18 protein-coding genes are annotated in these 22,126 nt (G+C 64.1%); 14 read left to right on the top strand and 4 right to left on the bottom strand.

Annotated elements, in window-relative coordinates; translation table 11 throughout:
• Window positions 1-182 precede the first annotated feature (182 nt).
• The 3 genes from icmH to tssJ all read right to left on the bottom strand — a co-directional run bounded on the left by icmH (window position 183) and on the right by tssJ (window position 3,206).
• Window positions 183-968, bottom strand: a complete 786-nt coding sequence (icmH, locus tag ASD86_RS19195) for a type IVB secretion system protein IcmH/DotU (RefSeq protein WP_056114325.1) — start codon at window positions 966-968, stop codon at window positions 183-185.
• Window positions 965-2,299: a type VI secretion system baseplate subunit TssK gene (gene tssK / locus ASD86_RS19190; RefSeq protein ID WP_056114321.1), complete on the bottom strand. Its 1,335-nt coding sequence runs from the start codon at window positions 2,297-2,299 to the stop codon at window positions 965-967. Before tssK ends, icmH begins: the two co-directional genes overlap by 4 nt.
• Before the next feature lie 262 nt (window positions 2,300-2,561).
• Window positions 2,562-3,206 carry a type VI secretion system lipoprotein TssJ gene (gene tssJ, locus ASD86_RS19185; RefSeq protein ID WP_056114319.1) on the bottom strand — a complete coding sequence of 215 codons (645 nt, stop codon included), beginning with the start codon at window positions 3,204-3,206 and terminating at the stop codon, window positions 2,562-2,564.
• Between the two features lie 229 nt (window positions 3,207-3,435).
• On the opposite strand from tssJ, the gene ASD86_RS19180 reads away from it, so the two are divergent.
• From ASD86_RS19180 to ASD86_RS19120, 13 genes are all read left to right on the top strand, one after another.
• A complete protein-coding gene (locus tag ASD86_RS19180) occupies window positions 3,436-4,023 on the top strand; it encodes a hypothetical protein (protein ID WP_157476861.1) in 588 nt (195 codons plus the stop codon).
• Between the two features lie 40 nt (window positions 4,024-4,063).
• Entirely contained in the window at window positions 4,064-4,570 is a 507-nt protein-coding gene (gene tssB / locus ASD86_RS19175) for a type VI secretion system contractile sheath small subunit (protein WP_056114316.1), read from the top strand.
• A gap of 2 nt (window positions 4,571-4,572) precedes the next feature.
• A complete protein-coding gene (gene tssC / locus ASD86_RS19170) occupies window positions 4,573-6,066 on the top strand; it encodes a type VI secretion system contractile sheath large subunit (protein WP_056114312.1) in 1,494 nt (497 codons plus the stop codon).
• A gap of 144 nt (window positions 6,067-6,210) precedes the next feature.
• The gene (locus tag ASD86_RS19165; RefSeq protein ID WP_056114309.1) at window positions 6,211-6,744 is read left to right on the top strand and encodes a type VI secretion system tube protein Hcp; all 534 of its coding nucleotides are present in this window, start codon (window positions 6,211-6,213) and stop codon (window positions 6,742-6,744) included.
• 329 nt (window positions 6,745-7,073) lie between these two features.
• Window positions 7,074-7,562 carry a type VI secretion system baseplate subunit TssE gene (gene tssE, locus ASD86_RS19160; RefSeq protein WP_056115180.1) on the top strand — a complete coding sequence of 163 codons (489 nt, stop codon included), beginning with the start codon at window positions 7,074-7,076 and terminating at the stop codon, window positions 7,560-7,562.
• A 13-nt stretch (window positions 7,563-7,575) separates the two neighbouring features.
• A complete protein-coding gene (gene tssF / locus ASD86_RS19155; protein ID WP_056114306.1) occupies window positions 7,576-9,411 on the top strand; it encodes a type VI secretion system baseplate subunit TssF in 1,836 nt (611 codons plus the stop codon).
• A complete protein-coding gene (gene tssG / locus ASD86_RS19150; RefSeq protein ID WP_056114302.1) occupies window positions 9,375-10,463 on the top strand; it encodes a type VI secretion system baseplate subunit TssG in 1,089 nt (362 codons plus the stop codon). Before tssF ends, tssG begins: the two co-directional genes overlap by 37 nt.
• Window positions 10,464-10,585: 122 nt before the next feature.
• Window positions 10,586-13,354, top strand: a complete 2,769-nt coding sequence (gene tssH / locus ASD86_RS19145; protein ID WP_056114300.1) for a type VI secretion system ATPase TssH — start codon at window positions 10,586-10,588, stop codon at window positions 13,352-13,354.
• A 301-nt stretch (window positions 13,355-13,655) separates the two neighbouring features.
• Window positions 13,656-16,448 (top strand): type VI secretion system tip protein VgrG, encoded by a 2,793-nt coding sequence (gene vgrG, locus ASD86_RS19140; RefSeq protein WP_056114297.1) that lies wholly within the window; start codon window positions 13,656-13,658, stop codon window positions 16,446-16,448.
• A 2-nt stretch (window positions 16,449-16,450) separates the two neighbouring features.
• Entirely contained in the window at window positions 16,451-17,419 is a 969-nt protein-coding gene (locus tag ASD86_RS19135) for a hypothetical protein (protein ID WP_157476859.1), read from the top strand.
• Window positions 17,398-20,691: a T6SS effector BTH_I2691 family protein gene (locus ASD86_RS19130; RefSeq protein ID WP_056114293.1), complete on the top strand. Its 3,294-nt coding sequence runs from the start codon at window positions 17,398-17,400 to the stop codon at window positions 20,689-20,691. Before ASD86_RS19135 ends, ASD86_RS19130 begins: the two co-directional genes overlap by 22 nt.
• Before the next feature lie 110 nt (window positions 20,692-20,801).
• Window positions 20,802-21,296, top strand: coding sequence for a hypothetical protein (locus tag ASD86_RS19125; protein WP_157476857.1), 495 nt, complete (start codon window positions 20,802-20,804; stop codon window positions 21,294-21,296).
• Between the two features lie 22 nt (window positions 21,297-21,318).
• Window positions 21,319-21,507, top strand: coding sequence for a hypothetical protein (locus ASD86_RS19120; protein ID WP_056114286.1), 189 nt, complete (start codon window positions 21,319-21,321; stop codon window positions 21,505-21,507).
• Here ASD86_RS19120 and ASD86_RS26950 read toward each other — a convergent pair.
• Complete coding sequence (locus tag ASD86_RS26950) at window positions 21,489-21,764, bottom strand: hypothetical protein (RefSeq protein ID WP_157476855.1); 276 nt, start codon at window positions 21,762-21,764, stop codon at window positions 21,489-21,491. The genes ASD86_RS19120 and ASD86_RS26950 overlap by 19 nt on opposite strands.
• 25 nt (window positions 21,765-21,789) lie before the next feature.
• On the opposite strand from ASD86_RS26950, the gene ASD86_RS19115 reads away from it, so the two are divergent.
• Window positions 21,790-22,125, top strand: coding sequence for a hypothetical protein (locus ASD86_RS19115; protein ID WP_157476853.1), 336 nt, complete (start codon window positions 21,790-21,792; stop codon window positions 22,123-22,125).
• Window position 22,126 lies beyond the last annotated feature (1 nt).

The following is a 22,126-nucleotide window of genomic DNA, read 5'->3' as shown; positions in this document are numbered from 1 at the left end:
CGTCCATCAAGCGGTGTCGAAGGCGCGCGGCCAGGATCGAAGCGGCCGCGATCGAATCTGCTGCGACCGAAGCCGCGGCGGCGGGGGCCGCGCGGAACATGCGGGTCCGGCGCAAAGGCCGGCCCTGCGAGCGTGTGCGTTCGATTTTGGGGATATCCATATCCGTTTCACCAGGTTGATCGTCAGGGCAGGGTGATCGTCAGCTGCGCTGTGTCGGCCGGCATCTGCACCACGTTGTTGTACTGCGCGAGTTGCTGATTGGTCTGGCGCGCGGCCAGCGTGCTGAAGGCCAGGAACGCCAGCACCGCGCCGACGCCGACGATCGCCATCGGCGCCCAGATCGGAGTGATCTTGCGCAAGGCGTGCTGGATGCGATCCGGCGGCGCCCAATGCGGCGCGAACGGAGCGCGCTTACCCTTGAGATAGGCGATCTCGTCGCCCAGGCGCGCGGTCAGATAACCGAGCTTCTCCGGCCCTTCCAGGCGGTACTTACCCTCGAAGCCGAGCAGCAGGCAGTAGTAATAGACCTCCAGCGACGGCAGGCGCGGCGCGCCTTGCGAACGCAGCTGTTCGAGCCGATCGAAGAAGTGTTCGCCGGCGAGGTGTTCGCCGAACAGGCGCAACTGCAGCGGATTACGTTCCCACTCTTCGCGCAGCTCGGACGGCTGCGACAGCATCGCTTCGTCGAGCGCGGCGCAGAATGCGTACTTGGCCGCGTACACATCTTCCGAGCCGATGCCGAGCTTGACCGCGCCGCGCTCGGTGGTGTCGAGAAAACGCCGGATCGATTCGACGAACGGCGTTTCCGAACTCGGCAACTGGCCGCGCTTGAGCAGCATCAACAGGTAGAAGCCGTCGGACATCAGGTCGAGCAGGCTGCGCGCAGGCGCGCCGGCGGCCGCCGGCGCGGCCAGGTTCGGACCCAGCGACGGCATGCCTTGCGGGATCGGGGGCTGGGGATAGTTCATGGCACCAACGCGATGAGTTCGAGCTTGAGTTCACGCAAACCGGACGGCACGTAGATCATCAGCGATTGCGATTTGATCATGCGTTCGTACAGCGGGCCGCGCGGTTCGATGGCGAAGTAGTAGCTGCCCGGACGCACCGGAATCGCCGCCGGCACTTGCGCGGCGTGAGCGAGCTTGAGGCCCGGCAGCGCCGACAGCACGCACTTCTCGACATCGTCCGGCGCGCCGACCTTGAAGCGCACCGGGATGGTCTGGATGAGTTCGGGCCCGGGAATGTCGGCGGCGACGCCGAGGTAGAACACCGATTTTTCGTCGATGCGCTGCGAGTCCAGCCGACCCAGGTGGAACGACGGCTTGACCTCCGACAACGCGATCTGGAAATAACGCGCCGAGATCACCGTATCGAGCAGTTCGCGGATCATGTCGAACAGGCGCTCGAACCCGGCTTCGGGTTGCGAATGCGCGTAGTGGGGCAGGTCGCTGAGGCTGTAGATCTTGGAGAACGTCAGCAGAGAACCGGCCAGCCGCAGCAACTCCTGATGCAGGCGTTCGGGATGCAGTCCGGGATGGCGGAACAGGTGCGAAAGCGCGGCGAACGAACTGTTGACCGTATGCAGCAGCCAGAACGAGGCGATGTCGCCGGAACGGAATTCGATGATGTGCTGCGACGGCTCGCGGTGCAGTCCGTACAACGCGTCGGTCTTGGCCTGCAACGAGTCGAGCAGGCGCCGCAATTGCGCATGCAGTTGCGTCGACGAGGCGATGCTCAGCGACGGCGCCAGGAAAGCGTCGTCGAATTCGAAACCGCCGGTGGAGGTGCGGCGCACGCGCGCGACCGGCACGGTCACGTAGGGATCGCGCGGTTCGTCGTCGGTCAGCAGGCGCACGCTCTTGCGCAGGTAGGCCAGCTCGGCCTCGCTGGCATCGGTGTACAGATCCAGGGTCGGCTGATTGTGCTGGGTGAAGCGCGCCGACGCGGCGTTGCCGCCTTCGGCGCAATTGCCGCCATGCTCCTTGAGCAGCGGCAGGGCGAGATGGATCGTGGTCGACTGCACGCCGGCCGGCAGATCGGTCAGGCTGACCGCCTCGGGCAGTTCGTCGTCGCCGGGCGCGGCGTAACTTTCGCCGTCGGGGAAGATCGCCGACAACTGCAGCGCGCGCAGGGTGCCGCTGGCGAGGCTCTGGACATCGAAACGGGCCTGGCGCAAACCCCAGGCATACGGATGCAGCGCCGTCGAGAGGTCCTGCAGCCGCCCCTCGTGGTACGCATCCTGACGTTGAAAATGCTGGGGGCGCAGGAACAGGCCCTCGCCCCAGAAAACCTTGGACATCCGACTCACGCGTGCCTCGCTGCAATCCATTGATGACGACCGTCGGGTCGAACCATGCCTCGGACCAGCCCTGACCGACGGGTGCTGGACGGGCCGCCGCCCGGCAAACGCCGGAACGAAGGGCACTGGTTCGTGTAACGCCTGTCGCCCCTATCCATCGGGTGACCCATTGGGTAACCCTGGGCGACAGGGCGAGGGTACTACAACTGTTACGAGCGTACTTCCAGGCACCGGCCGTTGTGCCGCGGCCGGGGCGCCCGGTTCAGCGACGCGGCTTGGTGCAGTTCACCGACGACAGCGAATTGGCCGCCGACGACAAGGTCGTGGTCAGGGCCGGGGTGTCAGTCGCGGTCATGGCGCAGGCGTGCAGGCCGATGGTGATGCCGTCCTTGATCGCCTTGCGGCTGTCGAAGGAAAACCGCCAGCGGCTTGCGGCCGGGCTCCTGAACAGCGCGACCACGCCCAGGTGGCTGGCCGTGCCGGGCAGCTTCTGCTGGACTTCGTGGCGCTGGCCCGGGGTCATCAGGATCTCGTTGACCTCGATCAGGTCGCCGCCGAGAGCCTCTTTCTCGCGGGCCTCGTCGAGGAAGGCCTCGAACGGCGCCTGCTCGAAGCGCTGGGTGTCCTTGAGCTGATAGATCCGCACCACCAACGCCAGGGCTTTCTTCTCGGTGCCGGCGTTGAGATTGTCGCCGGCATACAGGCGAAGTGGGACGGAGTACTCGGTATTGATGTCCGGCGCGGACGGTTTCTTGAGGCCGAAGGCCTCCATGCTCTTGCCCATGGCCTCCTTGACGCCGCCCGGGGCGGAACATCCGGAGCCGAGCAGGGCCGCCGCGGTGACCAAGGTCAGGGCCAGCGTGCGAAAGCCGGCGGGGCGAACCCGAGTGGGGGAAACAGTGTCCATATCGCGTCTTGCTCCATGTCGACTTGCACAGGGGCTCATGCGGTCACGCCGTCCCCTGCCACCGGCGTGAAGTGCTTCCAATAATCAAGATGCTAGTGCCCCGGTCACCTTGACGACCGTGACAAAGGCTACTATACCGGCCGAAGGTGTAAACCAGACTCGCCAGCGACCGGAATCGGGCGACGTCCGCACCTTGCTACATGAGCGCCGACAAGGAGAGTACAGCCCCATGAATTACGTTTCCCCCACCGCAGCAAACCGTTGGCTCATCGCCATCTTCTTCGCCACCACTCTGGCTTCCTGCGCCAGCGGCGGCGGTTCCAAAAAAGCCAGCAACGACTACGCCACCTTGCTTCGCAACGCCGAGGCCCAGCTTTCCGCGGGTCACGTCGAGCAGGCACTGGTCGGATTCAACGCCGCCTCGCAGGCCGACCCGACTCGCAAAGAGCCCTGGCTACGCAGCGCCCAGCTGCAGTTCGATGCCGGTAACTACGGCCGCGCCATCGTCGCCGCCGAGGAAGTCCTCAAGCGCGATCCCAGCGACAAGGTCGCCGACAGCGTACTCACTGTGAGTGGATTGCGTGTGGCTTCCAAGTCGTTGGCCCGACTGCAGGGCAACGGCGCGCTGTCGTCGAGCACCGCGCAGACCGAAGCCAAGAACCTGGTCAGGAGTCTGCGCGAGACCATGGGCAACGACTTCGTCTCAGGCGACGACAAGCCGGTCCGTCCGCCGCCGCCCAAGGGCACACCGCGCCCGAAGCCCAAGCCCGCCACCACGCCGGCCGCGCCGCCCAAGGACGACAACCCGTTCAATTAATGCAGTAACGGTCAGGCGATAACGCCATGGAGAAGATGTGATGGCCAAGAAGGAAAGCATTCAAAAGCGGCTGCAGAAAGTCCGGCCGCCTCGGGTTCAGTTGACCTACGACGTCGAGAAGGGCGACGCGATCGAACAGAAGGAAATTCCGTTCGTGGTCGGCGTGCTGGGCGATTTCAGCGGCAAGCAGGACGGCCCGCAGCCCAAGATCAAGGACCGCAAGTTCGTCAACGTCGACATGGACAATTTCGACGAAGTACTCGAAGGCATGGCGCCGCGCGCGGTGTTCCGCGTGCCGAACAAGATCAGCGACGCCGGCGGCGAATTCGGCGTCGAGCTCAACTTCAAGTCGATCGAGGACTTCCGTCCCGAAGCGGTGGTGGAGCAGGTCGAACCGCTGCGCAAGTTGCTGGAGGCGCGCACCAAGCTCGCCGATCTGCGCAACAAGCTCGCCGGCAACGAGAAGCTCGAGGACCTGCTCAACGACGTGCTGAACAACACCGAGCAGCTCAAGAAACTCGGCGCTCAGCCGAGCGGTCAGGAGTAAGCATGAACGCAACGCAAGCCGCCGGCGCCAGCGCCGCTGCCGCCGGTACCGAGGAACTCGGCCTGCTCGACCAGATCGTCGAGAAGAGCAAGGTCGCCAAGTCAGCAGCCGAGCACGAACGCGCCAAGGACCTGATCTCCGAACTCGCGCGCGAAGTCCTGGAAGGCACGGTCGTCGTTTCCGACAACCTCAACCTGACCCTCGACGCGCGCGTGGCCGAGCTGGACCGGCTGATCTCCGATCAGCTCAACGCGATCATGCACACGCCGCAGTTCCAGCAGCTGGAAAGCTCCTGGCGCGGCCTGCACTACCTGTGCTCGCAGACCTCCACCGGCACCCAGCTCAAGATCAAGGTGTTCAACGCGCCCAAGCGCGAATTGGTCAAGGACTTCAAGTCGGCGATCGATTTCGACCAGAGCTCGTTGTTCAAGAAGGTCTACGAGGAAGAGTTCGGCACCTTCGGCGGTTCGCCGTTCGGCGCCTTGCTCGGCGACTACTACATCGGCCGCCAGGCCGAGGACATGTACTTCGTCGAACAGATGGGCCACGTCGCCGCCGCCGCGCACGCGCCGTTCATCTCGGCCGCGTCGGAGGAAATGTTCGGCCTGGAGACCTTCACCGACCTGGGCAAGCCGCGCGACATGGCCAAGGTGTTCGACACCGTCGAATACGCCAAGTGGAAGTCGTTCCGCGAGTCCGAGGACAGCCGCTACGTCGGCCTGACCCTGCCGCGCTTCCTGGGCCGCCTGCCGTACAACCCGAAGGACGGCACCACGGTCGAAGGCTTCAACTTCGTCGAGGAAGTCGATGGCCAGGACCACGGCAAGTACCTGTGGTGCAACACCGCCTATGCCTTCGGCGCGCGCCTGACCAAGGCGTTCGAGGACTACTCTTGGTGCGCGGCGATCCGCGGCGTAGAAGGCGGCGGCCTGGTCGAGGACCTGCCGACCCACACCTTCCGCACCGACGACGGCGAGGTCGCGCTCAAGTGCCCGACCGAGATCGCGATCACCGATCGCCGCGAGAAAGAGCTCAGCGATTTGGGCTTCATCCCGCTGGTGCACTGCAAGAACACCGACTACGCCGCGTTCTTCGGCGCGCAGTCGGCGCAGAAGGCCAAGAAGTACAACACCGATTCGGCGAACGCGAACTCCTCGCTGTCGGCGCAGTTGCAGTACATGTTCGCGGTATCGCGCATCGCCCATTACCTCAAGGCGATGATGCGCGAGAAGATCGGCAGCTTCGCTTCGGCCGGCAACGTCGAGGACTTCCTGAACCGTTGGATCGCGCAGTACGTGCTGCTCGACGACAACGCGACCCAGGACGCCAAGGCCGAGCACCCGTTGCGCGAAGCGTCGATCCAGGTATCGGAGGTGCCGGGTCGTCCCGGCGTCTACCGCGCGGTGGCGTTCTTGCGGCCGCACTTCCAGCTCGATGAGCTGTCGGTGTCCTTGCGGTTGGTCGCGGAACTGCCGGCAGGGGCCAAGAAGGGTTAGAGCAGCGCCCCTGTCGAGTGGTAAAGGGCATGGAGCCCTAATAGCACTACTTTTTTCAACTGGCTTCACATCTGGCGGTTATTCCCAATCAACGCCGAATCTCTCGGCAAACTCAACGTCTCATGGAAGATAAGGAACCTATTTATGTCTATTGGCAACCAAGAACAGAAGCAGAAGCCCAGCGTTTTCCTCAAGATCGGTCCGTTCAAGGGCGAGTCCCGCGACAACGATCACAAGGACTGGATCGAACTGCTTGATTTTCACTTCGAGGTGACCCAGCCGCGTTCGGCCACGGGCTCCTCGACCGGCGGTCACACCGCCGCGCGCTCGGAGATCTCGACCATCAACATCCTCAAGGAAGCCGATCTGTCTTCGACGGCGTTCCTGCAGGCTGCGTCCAATGGCACCACCTTGGACAAGATGACCGTGAACGTCCGTCGTGCAGACGGCAAGGACGGCAAGGCCATCAACTACCGCGTCTTCGAGGCGATGAACATCGTCGTCAGCAAGGTGCGCACCTTCATCGGCAACAACGGTCTGTTGATGGAGGAGATCCAGCTCTCCATCGCGACCATGAAGGACACCTACACCGCGCAGGGCATCGAAGGCGGTCCGAAGGGCAACAGCACCTTCCAGTACAGCTGGTCGAAGAATACCCCGCAGTACGCAGCGAGCTAAGTTCGAGGTTGCCATGAGCGTCGCCCGTCAGGGCGCCGTGCATGTTGATCATGCAGACCGACCGGCGGCGGATTTTTCGCCGCCGGTTCTACGATACGGCCGGCCATCGCGGCCGCGGTATCGGGGCCGGCGCCGAAGGCGAGGCGAACGGCAAACGCAACACCCGCCGCAAGCGGTCGATCGGGTCATCGCCCGGATCGCCGACGCAAACGGACGGGGCGCACGGCACGCATCGCGATCGCCGTCGCGACCGGTCTCATCTCCAAGGATTGGAAGCACGGCCGCACGTTCCACCCGGGCAGGCGCCGACGAACGACAGGAAGCGCGAGATGAAAGGATTCGAACCCAGCCTGCTGGAAAAACTGTTCGACGACGAGCCCAAGTCGGCCAGCGCCGGACGCATCTTCAAGTCGATCTCGGTCGACCAGTACAAGGAATCGGTGGCCCGCGACCTGGAAGGCCTGCTCAACAGCCGCGCCGCCTTCACCGAGGACGAACTCAAGTCGTTCCCGAATTGCCAGCGTTCGCTGATGACCTTCGGCCTGCGCGACTTCTCCGCGCTGAGCCTGGCCAACGCCTTCGATCGCGCCGCCATCTGCCGCTCGCTGGAGCAGTCCATCGCCCGTCACGAACCGCGTCTGCACAACGTCCGCGTCGCGCTGGAGAACCACGCGCGCAGCGCCGGCGGCCTGCGCTTCGCCATTCACGGCTTGCTCGATCTGCACCCGGCGCGCGAAGCGATCAGCTTCGATGCGATGTTGCAGCCCAATACGCTGCAGTACTCGGTCGTGCGTCAGCGCCGGGTCGCGGCGGTTTGAACAGGATGGGCTGATGGAAGATTTGCTGCCTTTTTACGAGCGCGAACTGGCTTTCCTGCGTCGCTACGGACGCGATTTCGCCGAGCGTTACCCCAAGATCGCCAGCCGCCTGCTGCTGTCCGCCGACGGCAGCCAGGACCCGCATGTCGAGCGCCTGATCGAATCGTTCGCGCTGCTCAGCGCGCGGGTGTCGAAGAAGATCGAGGACGACTACCCCGAGTTCACCGAAGCGCTGCTGGAAGTGCTGTACCCGCATTATCTGCGGCCGTTTCCCTCGTGCTCGATCGCGCGCTTCGATGCCGGCTCGGGCCTGGCCAAGCTCAGCGCGCCGGTCACCATTCCGCGCGGCACCTTGCTGCATTCGCGCCAGGTGCGAGGGGTGAGCTGCAAGTTCCGCACCGCTTACGACGTGGTGCTGGCGCCGATCCGGGTGGCCAAGGCGAGCTTTCGCACCATCGTCGAGGCGCCGATGACGGTGACCTTGCCGCAGGGCAGCGGCGGCCAGATTTCGCTGTCGCTCGAATTGCTGGGCGACCAACCCTCGCTGGCCAAGCTCGGCCTGAATTCGTTGCGACTGTTCGCCGACGGCGAGCCTTCGTTCTGCGCGGCGCTGCGCGACACGCTGACCATGAACCTGCGCGCGGCCTATATCGAACCGACCGGCAGCAACCGCTGGTACGCCTTGCCGAAGATCCCATTGAGCGAAGTCGGCTTCGCCGAGAACGAATCGCTGATCGACTATCCCGAGCGCTCGCATCCGGCCTACCGCCTGCTGACCGAGCTGTTCGCGTTCCCGGAAAAATTCGGCTTCTTCGATCTCGATCTGAAAGCGCTGCGCGCCCACGCCGGCAGCGCTTTCACCTTGCATCTGATCGTCAAGAGCGCACCGCTGGATTCGCCGGTGTCGCGGGTGCTCGAAGGCCTGAGCGCGGACAATATCGGCCTGGCCTGCGCGCCGGTGGTCAACCTGTTCGAACAGCACGGCGAACCGATCCGCGCGACCCATCGCACCGCCTCGTACCCGGTGATCGCCGATGCGCGCCGCGCGTTCGCGTTCGAAGTGCATTCGATCGACTCGGTCAAGCGCGTGCGGCAAACCCCGCAGGGCGAGAAGATCACCGAGTTCCGCCCGTTCTATTCCTTGCACCACGGCGAAACGCCGGACAAGACCGGGCAGTACTGGCTCGCGCATCGCGACGATCAGGTCGCGCGGGTCAGTCCCGGCTACGAGACCGAGCTGTCGTTCGTCGACCTGGATTTCAATCCGGTGTTGCCGCAGACCGACATCATCAGCCTGGAGCTGACCTGCAGCAATCGCGATCTGCCGACCCACCTGGCCTACAACGTGCAGGGCGGCGATCTGACCATGGAAGGCGGCGGCGCGGCGCGTTCGATCAGCCTGTTGCGCAAGCCCAGCCGGCCGCTGCGGTTCGAGCGCGGCCGCGGCGTGCAGTGGCGCTTGATCTCGCACCTGAGCCTGAATCATCTGTCCCTGACCCAGAGCGGCCTGCCCGCATTGAAGGAGATGCTGCGCCTGTACGACACCGCGCGTTCGGCGGTCACCGCGCGCCAGATCGAGGGCATCCTCGGCCTGGAGCACAAGGCCACCACCGCGTGGATGCCGGGTCGGCATTTCACCAGCGTGGTGCGCGGGATCGAGATCCGCTTGACCATCGACGAGCAATACTTCGTGGGCACCGGCGTGGCCGCGTTCGCGAAGGTGCTCGACCACTTTTTCGGCCTGTATGTGCATGCCAACAGCTTCACGCAGCTGGTGCTGCTGTCGAGCCACGGCGGCGAGGTGTTGATCCAATGTCAACCGCGAAGCGGCGAATCGATCCTGGTGTAGCCCAGCAGGTGCTCACCGAGCCGCATCGCTTCGAGTTCTTCCAGGCGATGCGGGTCCTCGAGCACATGTTCACGCGCCAGGGCGTGGCCCAGCGCGATGTCGTGCCGACCCGGCTGCGCTTCGGCAATTCGCTGTCGCTCGGGTTTCCGGCCAGCGAGATCGAACAGGCGATGGGCTACGACGAGCAGGGCATCGCGCTGGAAACCGCCGAGGCGATCGACGCGGCGGTCACCGCGATGGACATCTCGGAAGTGCGGGTCACCCCGGCCTTCACCGGTCTGCTCGGCGTGGCCGGCGTGCTGCCGCTGCACTACACCGAGACCATCGCCCAGCGCGAGATCTACCAGCGCGACCGCACCGCGCGCGCGTTCCTGGACATGTTCACCAACCGCGCGGTGGCCCAGCACTACGCCGCGTGGAAGAAGTACCGGCTGCACGTGCAGTACGAGTTCGACCGGCGCGAGCGGTTCCTGCCGTTGATCCTGTCGCTGGCCGGGGTCGGCCTGCACGCGCTGCGCGACCGCATGGTCGACGGCGAAAGCGACGTGTTCGATCAGGCGATCGCGCACTACGCCGGCGGCATTCGCCAGCATCCGGTGTCGGCGGTGTTCGTGCAGCGGATCCTGTCGGATTATTTCCAGGCGCCGTTGCGGGTCGAACAATTCGTCGGCGCGTGGTACGTGGTGCCCGAGCAGCAGCGCACGCGCCTGGGCCAGAGCAACGCGCAGCTGGGCGCCACCGCACTCGCCGGCGAACGCGTGTGGCAGCGCGACCTGCGTCTGCGGCTGTGGATCGGGCCGCTGGACCGCGAGCGCTTCCAGCGCTTCCTGCCCGGCGGCAGCGCGGCGCGCGCGCTGGCGAAATGGCTGACCTTGCTGACCGGTTCGACCCTGGAATACGAAGTGCGCCTGATCCTGCGTCAGGACGATGTCCAGGGCGTGCGCATGGACGAACACAATGGCGCGCGCCTGGGCTGGGACAGTTACCTGTGCTCGCGCCCGGCCGACAGCGACCGCTCGGATACGCGCTACCACATCCACACCTTGCAATAACCCGATCACCGCATTCAACGGAGCTCTTACCGCATGGACCGCCCACCTTTTTCAACGCCCCGCCGCAGCGGCCGCGTAACCCGCGTCGCCCCCGTCCATCAGCAATCGCGGACCCTCGACGCATGAGCATCAATCTCAAGACCCTGATCAGCAAGCTCGACGACACCTGCCGTCGTTCCGCCGAACGCGCCGCCAACCTGTGCATGGCGCGCGGCAACTACGAGGTCGATCTGGAGCACCTGTTCCTGGCCTTGCTCGAACATCCGCAGTGCGACGTCGCCTTGATCGCGCAGCGCAGCGGCATCTCGGTGGATTCGCTGCGCCGCGACCTGGAAACCGAGATCGGCCGGTTCAAGACCGGCAACACCCGCACGCCGGTGTTCTCGCCCCATCTGCCGACCTTGTTCGAACACGCCTGGCTGATCGCCTCGCTGGATTCGCAGACCAGCCGCATCCGCAGCGGCCACCTGCTGCTCGCGCTGTTGACCGAGCCGGGACTGGCGCAATTGGCGATGCGCGGTTCGGGACAATTCGTGCGGATCAAGCGCGACGAACTCAAGCATGATTTCGCCAAGCTCACCGCCGGTTCGTCCGAAGCCGGCGACGGCGTGCGTTTCGCCGATGCCGAGCATCCGCAAGGCGAGCAGGCGCAGGGCGACGCCGCCACCGCCGCCGACGCGGCCCAGGGCGGGTTGTCGAAAACCCCGGCCCTGGATCAGTTCACCACCAACCTGACTCAGCGCGCGCGCGACGGTCATCTCGATCCGGTGGTCGGCCGCGAATCGGAGATCCGCCAGGTCGTCGACATCCTGCTGCGGCGGCGCCAGAACAACCCGATCCTCACCGGCGAAGCCGGCGTCGGCAAGACCGCGGTGGTCGAAGGCCTGGCGCTGCGCATCGCCGACAAGGACGTGCCCGAGGTACTTCAGGGCGTGGAGCTGCACACCCTCGACATGGGCCTGTTGCAGGCCGGCGCCAGCGTCAAGGGCGAGTTCGAGAACCGCTTGAAGAACGTGATCGACGAGGTCAAGAAAAGCTCGCATCCGATCATCCTGTTCATCGACGAAGCGCACACTATGATCGGCGCCGGCGGCCAGGCCGGGCAGAGCGACGCGGCCAACCTGCTCAAGCCGGCGCTGGCGCGCGGCGAGCTGCGCACGATCGCGGCGACGACCTGGGGCGAGTACAAGAAATACTTCGAGAAAGACGCCGCGCTGGCGCGGCGCTTCCAGGTGGTCAAGGTCGAGGAACCGAGCGAGCCGATCGCCGCGGCGATGCTGCGCGGGCTGGTACCGTTGATGGAGAAGCACTTCAATATCCGCGTGCTCGACGAAGCGATCACCGAGGCCGTGCGACTGTCGCATCGCTACATCAGCGGCCGGCAGTTGCCCGACAAGGCGGTCAGCGTGCTCGACACCGCCTGCGCCAAGGTCGCGCTCGGGCAGAGCGCGACGCCGGCGATCATCGAGGACACGCGCAAGCACATCGATCGCCTGCGCGCCGAACTGAGCGCGCTGCATCGCGAGGCCGCGTCGGGCGCCATGCACGATGAACGCGTGGCCGAACTCGAGTCGCAGTTGGAACAGTCGAGCAATGTACTGGCCGACAACGAAGCGCGGCTGCTGCAGGAAACCGAACTGGCGCAGCGGATTCAGAGCTTGCGCGGCGAACTCGAAGTCGCCGCCAACGCCAAGGCCGCGGATGCTGTTGCCGCCGACGCTACACCGCCGCCGCAAGAGCCCAAGCCCGCGGGGAAAACCGCGAAGGCCAAGGGCAAGGCAGCGACGAAATCCGCCGATCCCAAGCACCAGGAAGTCAACGATCTGGTCGCGCAACTGCGCGCGCTGCAAGGCGAAACCCCGATGGTGCCGCTGCAGGTCGACGGCACCGTGGTCGCCGAGATCGTCTCGGCCTGGACCGGCGTGCCGCTGGGCCGGATGATCAAGGACGAGATCCGCACCGTGCGCAACCTCGCGCCGATGCTGGCCGAACGCGTCATGGGCCAGGACCACGCGCTCGAAGCGGTGGCCCAGCGCGTGCGCACCGCCAGCGCCAAGCTCGAAGACCCGAACAAGCCGCGCGGCGTTTTCATGTTCGTCGGCCCGTCCGGCGTGGGCAAGACCGAGACCGCGCTCGCGCTGGCCGACATCCTCTACGGCGGCGAGCGCAAGCTGGTCACCATCAACATGAGCGAGTACCAGGAAGCGCACAGCGTGTCCGGCCTGAAGGGCTCGCCGCCGGGTTACGTCGGTTACGGCGAGGGCGGCGTGCTGACCGAGGCGGTGCGGCGCCAGCCCTACAGCGTGGTGCTGCTCGACGAGGTCGAGAAGGCGCATCCGGACGTGCTGGAGATGTTCTTCCAGGTGTTCGACAAGGGCATGATGGACGACGCCGAAGGCCGCGAAATCGACTTCCGCAACACGCTGATCATCCTGACCTCGAACGTGGGGTCCTCGCAGATCATGCAGGCCGCGCTCAACAAGCCGGCCGAGGAAATTCCCAAGGCCGACGAACTGGCCGACGCCTTGCGTCCGGTGTTGATGAAGTCGTTCAAGCCGGCGTTCCTGGGCCGCCTGAAAGTGGTGCCGTATTACCCGATCTCCGACGACGTGCTGGCGCAGATCATCGCGCTCAAGCTGCGTCGCATCCGCGACCGGGTCGCGGCCAACCACAAGGCGGTGTTCGAGTGGGACGAGAGCCTGGTCGAGGCGATGCTGCAGCGCTGCACCGAAGTCGATTCGGGCGCGCGCAACGTCGATCACATCCTCAATGGCACCTTGCTGCCCGAGATCGCCGAATCGGTGCTGGCGCGGATGGCCGAGGGCAGCAAGATCGAAAGGATCAAGGTCAGCGCGGCCAAGAACGGCGAGTTCAAGTACAAGATCGCCTGATCGTGGCGCGCTCCGCGGCCGGTTCGCGGATTGCGATCCGGCGCGGCGGACAGGGAAGGGCGGAGGCGGCCGACAGCGGGCTGGTTTGGACCCGCATCCACGATGGGCCGGCTGCCGCCGGACGGCCAAACCTGCCCCGCCGCGACAGCTGAGACCGGACAGGGCTATGATCGGCCGGTAAAGGAATCGCCGGCCCCGTTCGCGGGGTCGGAGCCAACGTAGGGGACGCTTCGCGAAGGCCACGCCGCCGTCATCCGGCGCGGGCAGAAGCGTCGCCCAGGAGACTGCAGGAGGCAGAGCCATGGACGTCCTCGCCACACTACTCAGCGCGCTCAGCGCGCCCCGTCAGCACGAACGCCTGTTGCGGCTGCATACGTCGCTGGGGCCGGACGTGCTGATCGCCGAATCGCTCGACGGCCGCGAATCACTGGACGAAGGCGGCTTTCGTTTCGAACTGACCGCGCTGTCGGTCGACGCGCACCTGGACCTGAGCGAACTGCTTGGCCAACCGGTACGGCTGGAATTGATGACCGCTGACGCGGTCGACGACCTGCGCTGCTTCCACGGCCACCTGAGCGCGTTCGAGCGCATCGGTAGCAACGGCGGCCTGGCGCGTTACCGGCTCATCGTCGAGCCGTGGCTCGCGTTCCTGCGCCAGCGCGTGGATGCGTTCGTGTTCCAGGACATGACCGTGGTCGAGATCGTCGAGTCGCTGTTCGCCGACTACGCCGGCCAGGGCCGCTTGGCGCCGGCATGGCGCTGGGATCTGAGCGACCCGTCGGTCTACAAGAAGCGCAGCCTGACCTGTCAGTACGAAGAGTCCGACTACGACTTCCTGCATCGCCTGCTGGCCGAGGAGGGCATCCACTACCACGTCGAACACAGCGATCAGGCGCTGGCCGAGGACGGCGCGGACGCCGACGAATCCAGCCTGGGCATGCACACCCTGGTGCTGGCCGATCACAATGAGGCCTTCGCCGACCTGGGCTCGATCCGTTTCCATCGCAAGGACATCACCGAACCCGGTGACAGCGTCCAGCACTGGTCGACCGCGCGCCGCTGGCAGACCGCGCGGCTGCAGCGCAGCAGTTGGGACTATCGCAGTCTGGACCTGCGTCCGGCCGCGGCCTTGGGCAGCCATTACGGCGAAGTCGCGCCGGAGGACCAGGACATCGCCGGTCCCTATGCCTATCCCGATCGCGCCACCGGTGATCGCTATGCCCGCCAGCATCTGGAAGCGTTGCAGGTGTCGGCCGATACCGTGCAGGGCGCCGGCAGCTGGCGCCGACTGCGTCCGGGCGGCCATTTCGTACTCACCCAGCATCATGCTTACCGCGACGCCGACAGCGGCCGCTTCACTTGCCTGAGCGTGCGTCATCGCGCCCGCAACAACCTCGGCGCCGAGGTCCTGGACTTGGCCGAAAAGCAGCTCGGCCCGGTCACCCTGGCGGTGCCGGTGTTGCCCGACGCGCTCAGCGGCCTGGCCACGCCCTCGCATGAAGGCTTCGCACCCGACCTGGGCGAGGCCGGCCCGGCCGTCGGCAATGACGCGGTCGGTGGCGAAGGGTTCTACCTCAACAGCTTCGACGCCTTGCCCGCCGCGGTGCCGTATCGCAGCCGCACCACCGACGGCCACGGCCTGCGCCTGCATCCCAAGCCGACCGTGCACGGCAGCCAGACCGCGATCGTGGTCAGCGACGGCGCGCCGTTGCAGACCGATCGCGATCACCGGATCAAGGTGCAGTTCCCGTGGCAGCGCGGCGGCGACGCCAGCAACCGCCTGGCGCATCCGTCCGGCGACGACAACGCGCCCGGCCTGGGCCTGGCCTGGACCTGGGTGCGCGTGGCCGGTCCCTGGGCCGGCGACAACTGGGGCGGGGTGATGCTGCCGCGCAAGGGCCAGGAGGTCGTGGTCGCGTTCCTGGAGGGCGACATCGACCGGCCCGTGGTCATCGGCACGGTCTACAACGGCCGCGGCCAACTCGACGCCGCCCACAACGATGTCAGCGGCGGCGCTGGCGGCGCCACCGGCAATGCCGCCGCCTGGTTCGAAGGCAACGAACACCCGTCCGTGTTCACCGGCTTCAAGACCCAGGCCCTGGCCGAGAGCCAGGGCGGCAGCGGCGGCTACCAGCAATTGAAGCTGGACGACACGCCCGGGCAGGGCCGGGTGCAGGCGAACACCACCCAGCACCTGAGCACCCTGGCGTTGGGCCATCTGAAAGGCGGAGTCGACAATATCCGCGGCCAGGAGCGCGGCTTCGGCGCCGAACTGAGCACCCAGGCCGGCGGCGCGTTGCGCGGCGGCGCCGGCCTGCTGCTGACCACCGAGCCGGGCCCTCAGCACCTGACCGCGACCGTGGCGCAAGCGCAACTGAGCCAGAGCGAGCAACTGATCCAGACCCTGAGCGAGGTCGCCCAGACCCAACAAGCGATCCTGCCCGACGACCCCAAGGAACTGTCGGCGCAGACCGCGTTGAAGACCACCCAGGACACCATGGCCGCGACCCAGACCGGCACCGCGCCGGGCGAAGGCATCGGCGGCGGCGACGGCAGCGCGCCCGGCTGGAGCAACCCGCTGCTGCTCGCCAGCAGCCCCAAGGGCATCGTCAGCGTGACCGCGCAAAACCAGGTGTGGGTGTCCGGCACCCAGACCGTACTCAGCGCCAACCAGGATCTGCAGTGGCTGAGCCAGACCGAAAGCGTGTTGGCCGTCGCCGGCGGCATCGCCTTGTTCACCCACGGCGGTGAAGCGCCCAGCGGCAAACCGAATCAGGAGCGCGGCATCGCGCTGCATGCGGCCAAGGGCGCGGTGAGCTTGCGCGCGCACAAGGAGCTGGCGCGCGCCGCGGCCCAGACCAGCGTCAAGATCGCCAGCACCGAAGCCGATGTGCAGATCGCCGCACCGAGCAAGCGCGTGCTGGCGACCGCCGCCGGCGCGTATCTAAAGCTTGAAGGCGGCGATATCGAACTGGGTGCGCCGGGGACGATCGAGTTCAAGAGCAGTCAGCGTGATTTAACGTCGCCGAAGAGCGCCAGCGCGCAGGCCCAACTGCCCAGTAGCCGGTACGAAGGCTGCGAGTGGAGGGATTAGCAGTGTCCGAACAACTGCGCGAAAGACTCTTCCAGCAGATCGAGGCGAAGCCGGGCAGCTCGATCATGGCGCTATTGGATCTGAATCATCCCGTCGCCGAGTCCGATGAGCTCCATCTTCAATGGCTTAGTAAACGAGAAGCAAAGCCCGAGCTTGCGGTCGTGCGTCGACACGATTACGCGCACGATCACACCATCTGCCCGCGGTTGATGCTGCTGCGTTCACCGCGCGATCGCGGATACGTCGACGAGGCGTTGCTCGACATCACCTGGAACGGCGCCCAACGTCGCAGAGCCAGCATCAATGGCGCTTACGTCTGTGGCTGGCTGGTGACTCAAGCCTCGTTGAAAGAGACGGCGGCGCAACTTCGCGCCAATACCTTGATGCACGATCCATTGCGGCGAAAACAGAAAGTGCTGCCATTGTTTGAGCCTCACCGCATGGCGTTGGCGATTCATCTGGCGCCGTCGCAATGGCTCAGCCGTTGGATGGGCGGAATTTCTTCGTGGTTGTTTGTCGATGCGTGCGGCCAGTTGCGCGAGGTAACGCCGACGCCTGTCGAAGCGACCGCCGCATCGGTCGAGCTGACGCATGAGTTCTGGGCCGCGCAAGGCAGGCTGCGGCGAGCCCGGGAGGTGTTGATGGCGTTGGTAAAGGCCGAGCACATGATCCCGGTCGATTGCGAAATAAAGATCGACCAGGCGCTGTCGCTCGCCTATTCGCAGGGCCTGATCGAAACCGAAGACGTGATCTTTTTCGCGCTCAATCAGCTCACATTGTCCAAGCGTTGGTATTTGCATCCTTCTGTGAGCGACTGCCTGGCGCGCGCGCGCGCAGGCGATCAAGCCTTGGCGGAGGGCGTTGAAGCCTTGTCCGACGAGGTGTTGGACGAACTGGTCGAAGGCGGTGATTCGATCGCGACAAGGAATTCAAGCAAGGAGGCGAGGGAATGGCCAGTCAAAATCCGGTAACCAAGCAAGGAAGCGGCGCGAACGCGGTAAAAGCCAATGCCGGCGCGGCAAAGAGCACGGCGCTTGGCAGCGCGGATGGCTGCTCGTTATGTAAGCGCAAGGGCATACCGATCCTGCCGCTGCGCTATGCCGTAATCCCTAATTACCTGGAGGCCAACCGCGGCGCGGGTTCGTTCAAAGCGTTGTTCGGCGGCAACCGTGAAAGCGCGCTGGGTGCGGTGCCGGCGCTGCAGGACAACAGATACACCATCCGTACCCTCCGAGAGGGCTACGTCTATGTCTATCTCAACAAGCCCGGGCAATGGCAAGTCTACGCAGTCACCCCCGATGGCAACCTGCGCCTCTTCGCCGATCCAGACGACATGGACGAGAAGGCCGGGAAGGAAATGTCGGCGCAGTGCAAGCGCTCTGGCGACAATATTCCGGCAAGTTTCATCCACGTGCGCGACCCGGCCAAGACCCCTTTCATCTGGTTGGCGTTCAGCACTGCGCGTTGGACCAAGGCAGTTCGTCAGGGTTACGAAAAAGCCCCCGCCAAGCGAATGCAGAAATTCGATTGCAAGCAACTGGACAGCGCGCCCGACACGGTGCCCGATGCTTTCGAGCTGAACAAAGAAACGAGCAAGCGGTTGTCGTCCTGGGTGGAGGAATTCATCGCTCCCAATGACGCTGAAACCGTTAGGCGCGCGTACACCACTCGCAAGGTGGGGGACGTCGAGAGCGGCCGATTCGTGTGGAACAGCATCCACGGCCATCGCTTGCGCGCCGGGCAGTCGCAAGCCCTGGCCAACCACGCCAAGTGCTACCAGACCCAGCATGGCGAGGCGCATAAAGTCGCCGCGGTGGTGTTGCACGACGCGATGGGTATCGTTCAAGAGCTCAATGGCCAGCGCGCTCACAATGTCAAAGCGCGGCAGAACTACTGCGAGCGGGTGCTTCGGCCGCTCACGATTTCCCAGTCCATTCTCGGATTGAAAAAAGTGATCGAAGCCAGCGCGCTGGCGACGAGAACCAAGACCGAGAAGGCCGAAGGAACCCCGGACACCGTCACCACGACCGTGTTCTACCCATCTCCGATGATGGCCGGCGAGAGCGAAACTGAAACTAGTACGCGCGCCCAGCGCGTGGCCAGTGACGTTGCGGCGACCTGGAGCAAGCTGGCCGATCGATATAGCGAAACCAAGCGCAAGGAATTCGAAGACGGTTACAGAACCACGTTGAAGGTGTTCAACGAACAGGTTACCTCCGCCGATGCGGATTGGCACAAATGGGCCGATGACCCCGCGTGGCATGCGTGGCTCGACGATTACGATCCGAGCGAGACCGCTCAGCGCGTACAGATGACCATCGACTGCGCACCTTGCCTGGCCGGCGGCGTGATCGATACCGGCAGCTTTGAAATATGGAAGAAGTGGTTTGGTGCCAAGGCCGATTCCAAGGAAAACCCTGTGTACCGAGGATTGTTCGGTAACGAGAAAACCCTGCTAGCGTATCTGGTCCCGCAAGACGGCGCCGTCAACAAAGGCGACATGCTGTACGGCCACGCGACCGCAATTGCCGATTCGAAAGAGTTCGAGAAGCACATCACCGACCGGCTGCGGCTTGCGACGGCCGATATTCAACTGGCCATCGCCGGTGCGACCAGCGAGGTCGAAAACAGGATGCGTCAAGCGGGTCAAGCCTTGAGCTCGGCCGTGCATGAAGTCGCAACAAAGGCTCAACAAATAGCGGTGCTGATACTGGAGAGAATCGAGGTTACCTTGTTGAAGGTTCAGTTGACTGTGGGAGCCTACCAGCGCTTGATGAGCGACCTGGCTTTCGAGTCCTTGGACAAGGCAAAGAGAGCGGCTTATGAAGTCATCGACGGCAGTGGGCGCAGGTTACGAAATTTCGCGATGTCGGGTGGTGAGGCGCTTGGCATCAATCGCGCGGATGTTCGGGAAAAACTCGTCGAGTTCACCATGTGGACATATGGCAAGGCCGACGACTTGAAGAAGGCGATCTCCGAAGCGGCGGACAAGTCGAAAGTCATCTTTGATCAGATGAGCAGTACCGCGAGCCGAGCAGTCCGCGGCTTTACCGCGCATGCCTTGACGCTCAACTCAAAAGCCATCAAGGCGCTGGAAAGCGTTGTCGTGAAGATTCCCTTGGGGCAGGCGTTGCGGTTTTCGCGAAGCATTACCTCCAAGGCTTTCCGTCTGGGTGGAGGCGGCGGCATGGTTCTGGTCGCGGGCTCATTGTATTTTCAGAAGTGGGCCATTCAAGATTCGATGAAGGAATTGAAGAGCAAGCTCGGACCGTTGGCCGTGGAGGCGCAACTCGCCGTTACCTCCGCCTGGGTCGGAACGATCGGCGTGATGGCCGGTGCGGTCGGCGGTGTTATAGAAGAGGCCGGCAAGATGAGCGCGCGAACGTCGCTTCTCAACGCCGGCAAAGTGGTCTCCAAAATTGGGGCGACTATAGGCGCCGTCGCGGCGGTCGTCGACGGCGTGCAATGCAGCTTCGCTGCCGGCAGAACCGGGGGCAAGGGAGATAGCGACGCGGCTGCTCTGTACGCGGGAGCTGCCGCGGTTTACTTCATAGCTGCCGGTTTTGGCAGTTACGCTGCGATTGTCGGCAGCAGCGCATTGCTTGGGCCGTTGGGCATCGCGCTGGGCCTGATCGTAGTGGGCGCGATTCTGGCCTGGGCAGCGCTGAACGCCGAGGATACACAGGCGGAAATCTGGTTGGATCGCTGCTATTTCGGCCTGGGTAAGCGCGCGGAAGGAAAGTGGAACGAGAACCAAAGCCTGGAGGAGTTGAGCGAGCTCAACTCGATCTTGGTCGGCCTTTCCGCGCAAATGGGCTTCAGCGACTCGTGGCTTGGCCTGGAAGAACGGATTACAGGTTACGAAACGATCGACATGGAGATAAAATTCGGCGCATTCGATACGGCAAAATCTGTTTATAAGTGGCGCCTGTTCGCTAGGCACGAAGGCAAGAAAAAAGAGTTCGAAATCAGCGCGGGCGAGCACGGCCTGTTGAGCGCGCAGCAGTTTCTTTCCGCCCTGCCGACCGACGACAAGGTTGATAAACGCAACAGTGACACTCCCGACAAATGGTTTCGGAACTGGAAGAGGTCGGAGTCGAAACAGGATGGAGCTTGGGTCGTGCGCGAAAGTGTCGAAGTTCAACGCACGAAGTTCCAGAACGCGCGATTGCAGGTTGACTATTGGCCCGACTACGATTCAGGGTCGACCAAGGCCAGCCTGTCGTTGACCGATCAAGACTAGGAGGTCAGGGTGTTCTTCCCCTGACCGAACCGGCATGGATCGGTTGGCGCCCGGTTGGAGTCGCCGTCCGCGAATTGCGGTTTACAGAATTCATCAGCGAGGTTTTTCTCTTGTCAGCCCCTCAATCTCAAACAGGTAAGGTCGCAGGCAGAAAATCCCGCGTCGCCGCGACGTTCGCGGTGATCGTCATTACCGCCGTCTGTCTGGCGTTGGGACTGGCTGAAGGACGTGGCAGCGCCATTGGGTTGTTGAAGCGGGGCGACATCGATGCCGGCGTCTTGCGATCGGCGGCGGTGGCGGTTTTCTGTTTAGTGCCGTTATTGGCGGCAACCATGCTCAGCAGGCGGATCGGGTTTTATGCCGCCGCCACGGCAGCGGCGACTTTCTGTGTGGTCGCCGCCTACTGCAGGATTTATCAGCCCATCGTTCTGGCGCTTCCGTTCGCCGCGTTGGTGTTTGCGCTGTTCCGGAAAAACGCTCATCGTGCCGACTTGGGACGCAAGACCGCCATCGCGCTTTGGGTCGTCGGCGCTATCCCAGTCGCTATCGCGGTGCTGGCGTTCGGGCTGGACGCGTTACGATCGCAGGAAATAATCGGGTACTGAAGGACGCGTCGAAGCAAACTGATTGGATCTGCCGCCGCGCGTGGAAATCGTAACGGTGGCCAATGCTGGCGGCGCCGCTCAGTACCATCACCTGTATCTGGTCGAGTCGGCAGACGACGGCAACCTGATCATGGCGAGCGCTGCGAACAACGTTCAGTCCGATTGCCTGGCGTATTACGAATTCTTGCGCTCCTACATGGCGGCGGAATAGACGTCGTTAAAATAAAAGCCGAATGTTTTCTTGGCGCTGCCCCACGCAAAGCGCTGACAAAAAGCATGCCGCCGTGAATGGTCGCGCTCAACGATCCGGTTGGTTGTACGCTGAACCTCAATCATCGGATGTTTTTCCGGATCGACTGGTTCGAGCGACAGGACAATCGCGACTGGAAAAAGGCCATCGGCTTCCGGGTTTACCTTCGTGTCGAACGAAGTCGCGTCAAGAGCGGCGCTGGTCGGCTTTTGCGGCAAGGCATTAGGGGCTGCCGCTGCGATCTTGAGCGTGATCGTCGATGGCTGGAAGGCATTGGATGCGTATAAAAAAGGAGATATTCCGATGGCGGCCGTCTTCCTCACCACCGGGGTTGGCGCGGCGGTCGTGGCATGGATGATGTTCGCCGGAACCCTCACGGCCGGTGTAGGCTTCATCATTCTATTGGTACTTGCCGCATTGGCTCTGTTGGCGGAGTGGATAATCAACCGTTTCCGCGATAATAAAATCGAAAAGTGGCCGCAAAAGACTCCGTTCGGTACGAAGGAGGATGGCAGCTTCGCATCCGTGTCCGATCAGGAGGCCGCTTGGAAGGCCCTCCTGCCTGGAGGAGCCAAGTAGT

Origin of the sequence: Lysobacter sp. Root690, assembly GCF_001427785.1 — a bacterium.
Lineage (GTDB): Bacteria > Pseudomonadota > Gammaproteobacteria > Xanthomonadales > Xanthomonadaceae > Lysobacter.
Note: the sequence above shows the minus strand (reverse complement) of the source record. Positions and strands in the feature narration are given on the sequence as shown.

Excerpts from the sequence above, each read along its gene's own strand:
- tssF (WP_056114306.1), top strand. The coding sequence starts at position 7,576 with ATGGAAGATTTGCTGCCTTTTTACGAGCGCGAACTGGCTTTCCTGCGT.
- tssJ (WP_056114319.1), bottom strand. The coding sequence starts at position 3,206 with ATGGACACTGTTTCCCCCACTCGGGTTCGCCCCGCCGGCTTTCGCACG.
- tssG (WP_056114302.1), top strand. The coding sequence starts at position 9,375 with ATGTCAACCGCGAAGCGGCGAATCGATCCTGGTGTAGCCCAGCAGGTG.
- tssE (WP_056115180.1), top strand. The coding sequence starts at position 7,074 with ATGAAAGGATTCGAACCCAGCCTGCTGGAAAAACTGTTCGACGACGAG.
- vgrG (WP_056114297.1), top strand. The coding sequence starts at position 13,656 with ATGGACGTCCTCGCCACACTACTCAGCGCGCTCAGCGCGCCCCGTCAG.
- tssK (WP_056114321.1), bottom strand. The coding sequence starts at position 2,299 with ATGTCCAAGGTTTTCTGGGGCGAGGGCCTGTTCCTGCGCCCCCAGCAT.
- tssB (WP_056114316.1), top strand. The coding sequence starts at position 4,064 with ATGGCCAAGAAGGAAAGCATTCAAAAGCGGCTGCAGAAAGTCCGGCCG.
- tssC (WP_056114312.1), top strand. The coding sequence starts at position 4,573 with ATGAACGCAACGCAAGCCGCCGGCGCCAGCGCCGCTGCCGCCGGTACC.
- tssH (WP_056114300.1), top strand. The coding sequence starts at position 10,586 with ATGAGCATCAATCTCAAGACCCTGATCAGCAAGCTCGACGACACCTGC.
- ASD86_RS19180 (WP_157476861.1), top strand. The coding sequence starts at position 3,436 with ATGAATTACGTTTCCCCCACCGCAGCAAACCGTTGGCTCATCGCCATC.
- ASD86_RS19130 (WP_056114293.1), top strand. The coding sequence starts at position 17,398 with ATGGCCAGTCAAAATCCGGTAACCAAGCAAGGAAGCGGCGCGAACGCG.
- ASD86_RS19165 (WP_056114309.1), top strand. The coding sequence starts at position 6,211 with ATGTCTATTGGCAACCAAGAACAGAAGCAGAAGCCCAGCGTTTTCCTC.
- icmH (WP_056114325.1), bottom strand. The coding sequence starts at position 968 with ATGAACTATCCCCAGCCCCCGATCCCGCAAGGCATGCCGTCGCTGGGT.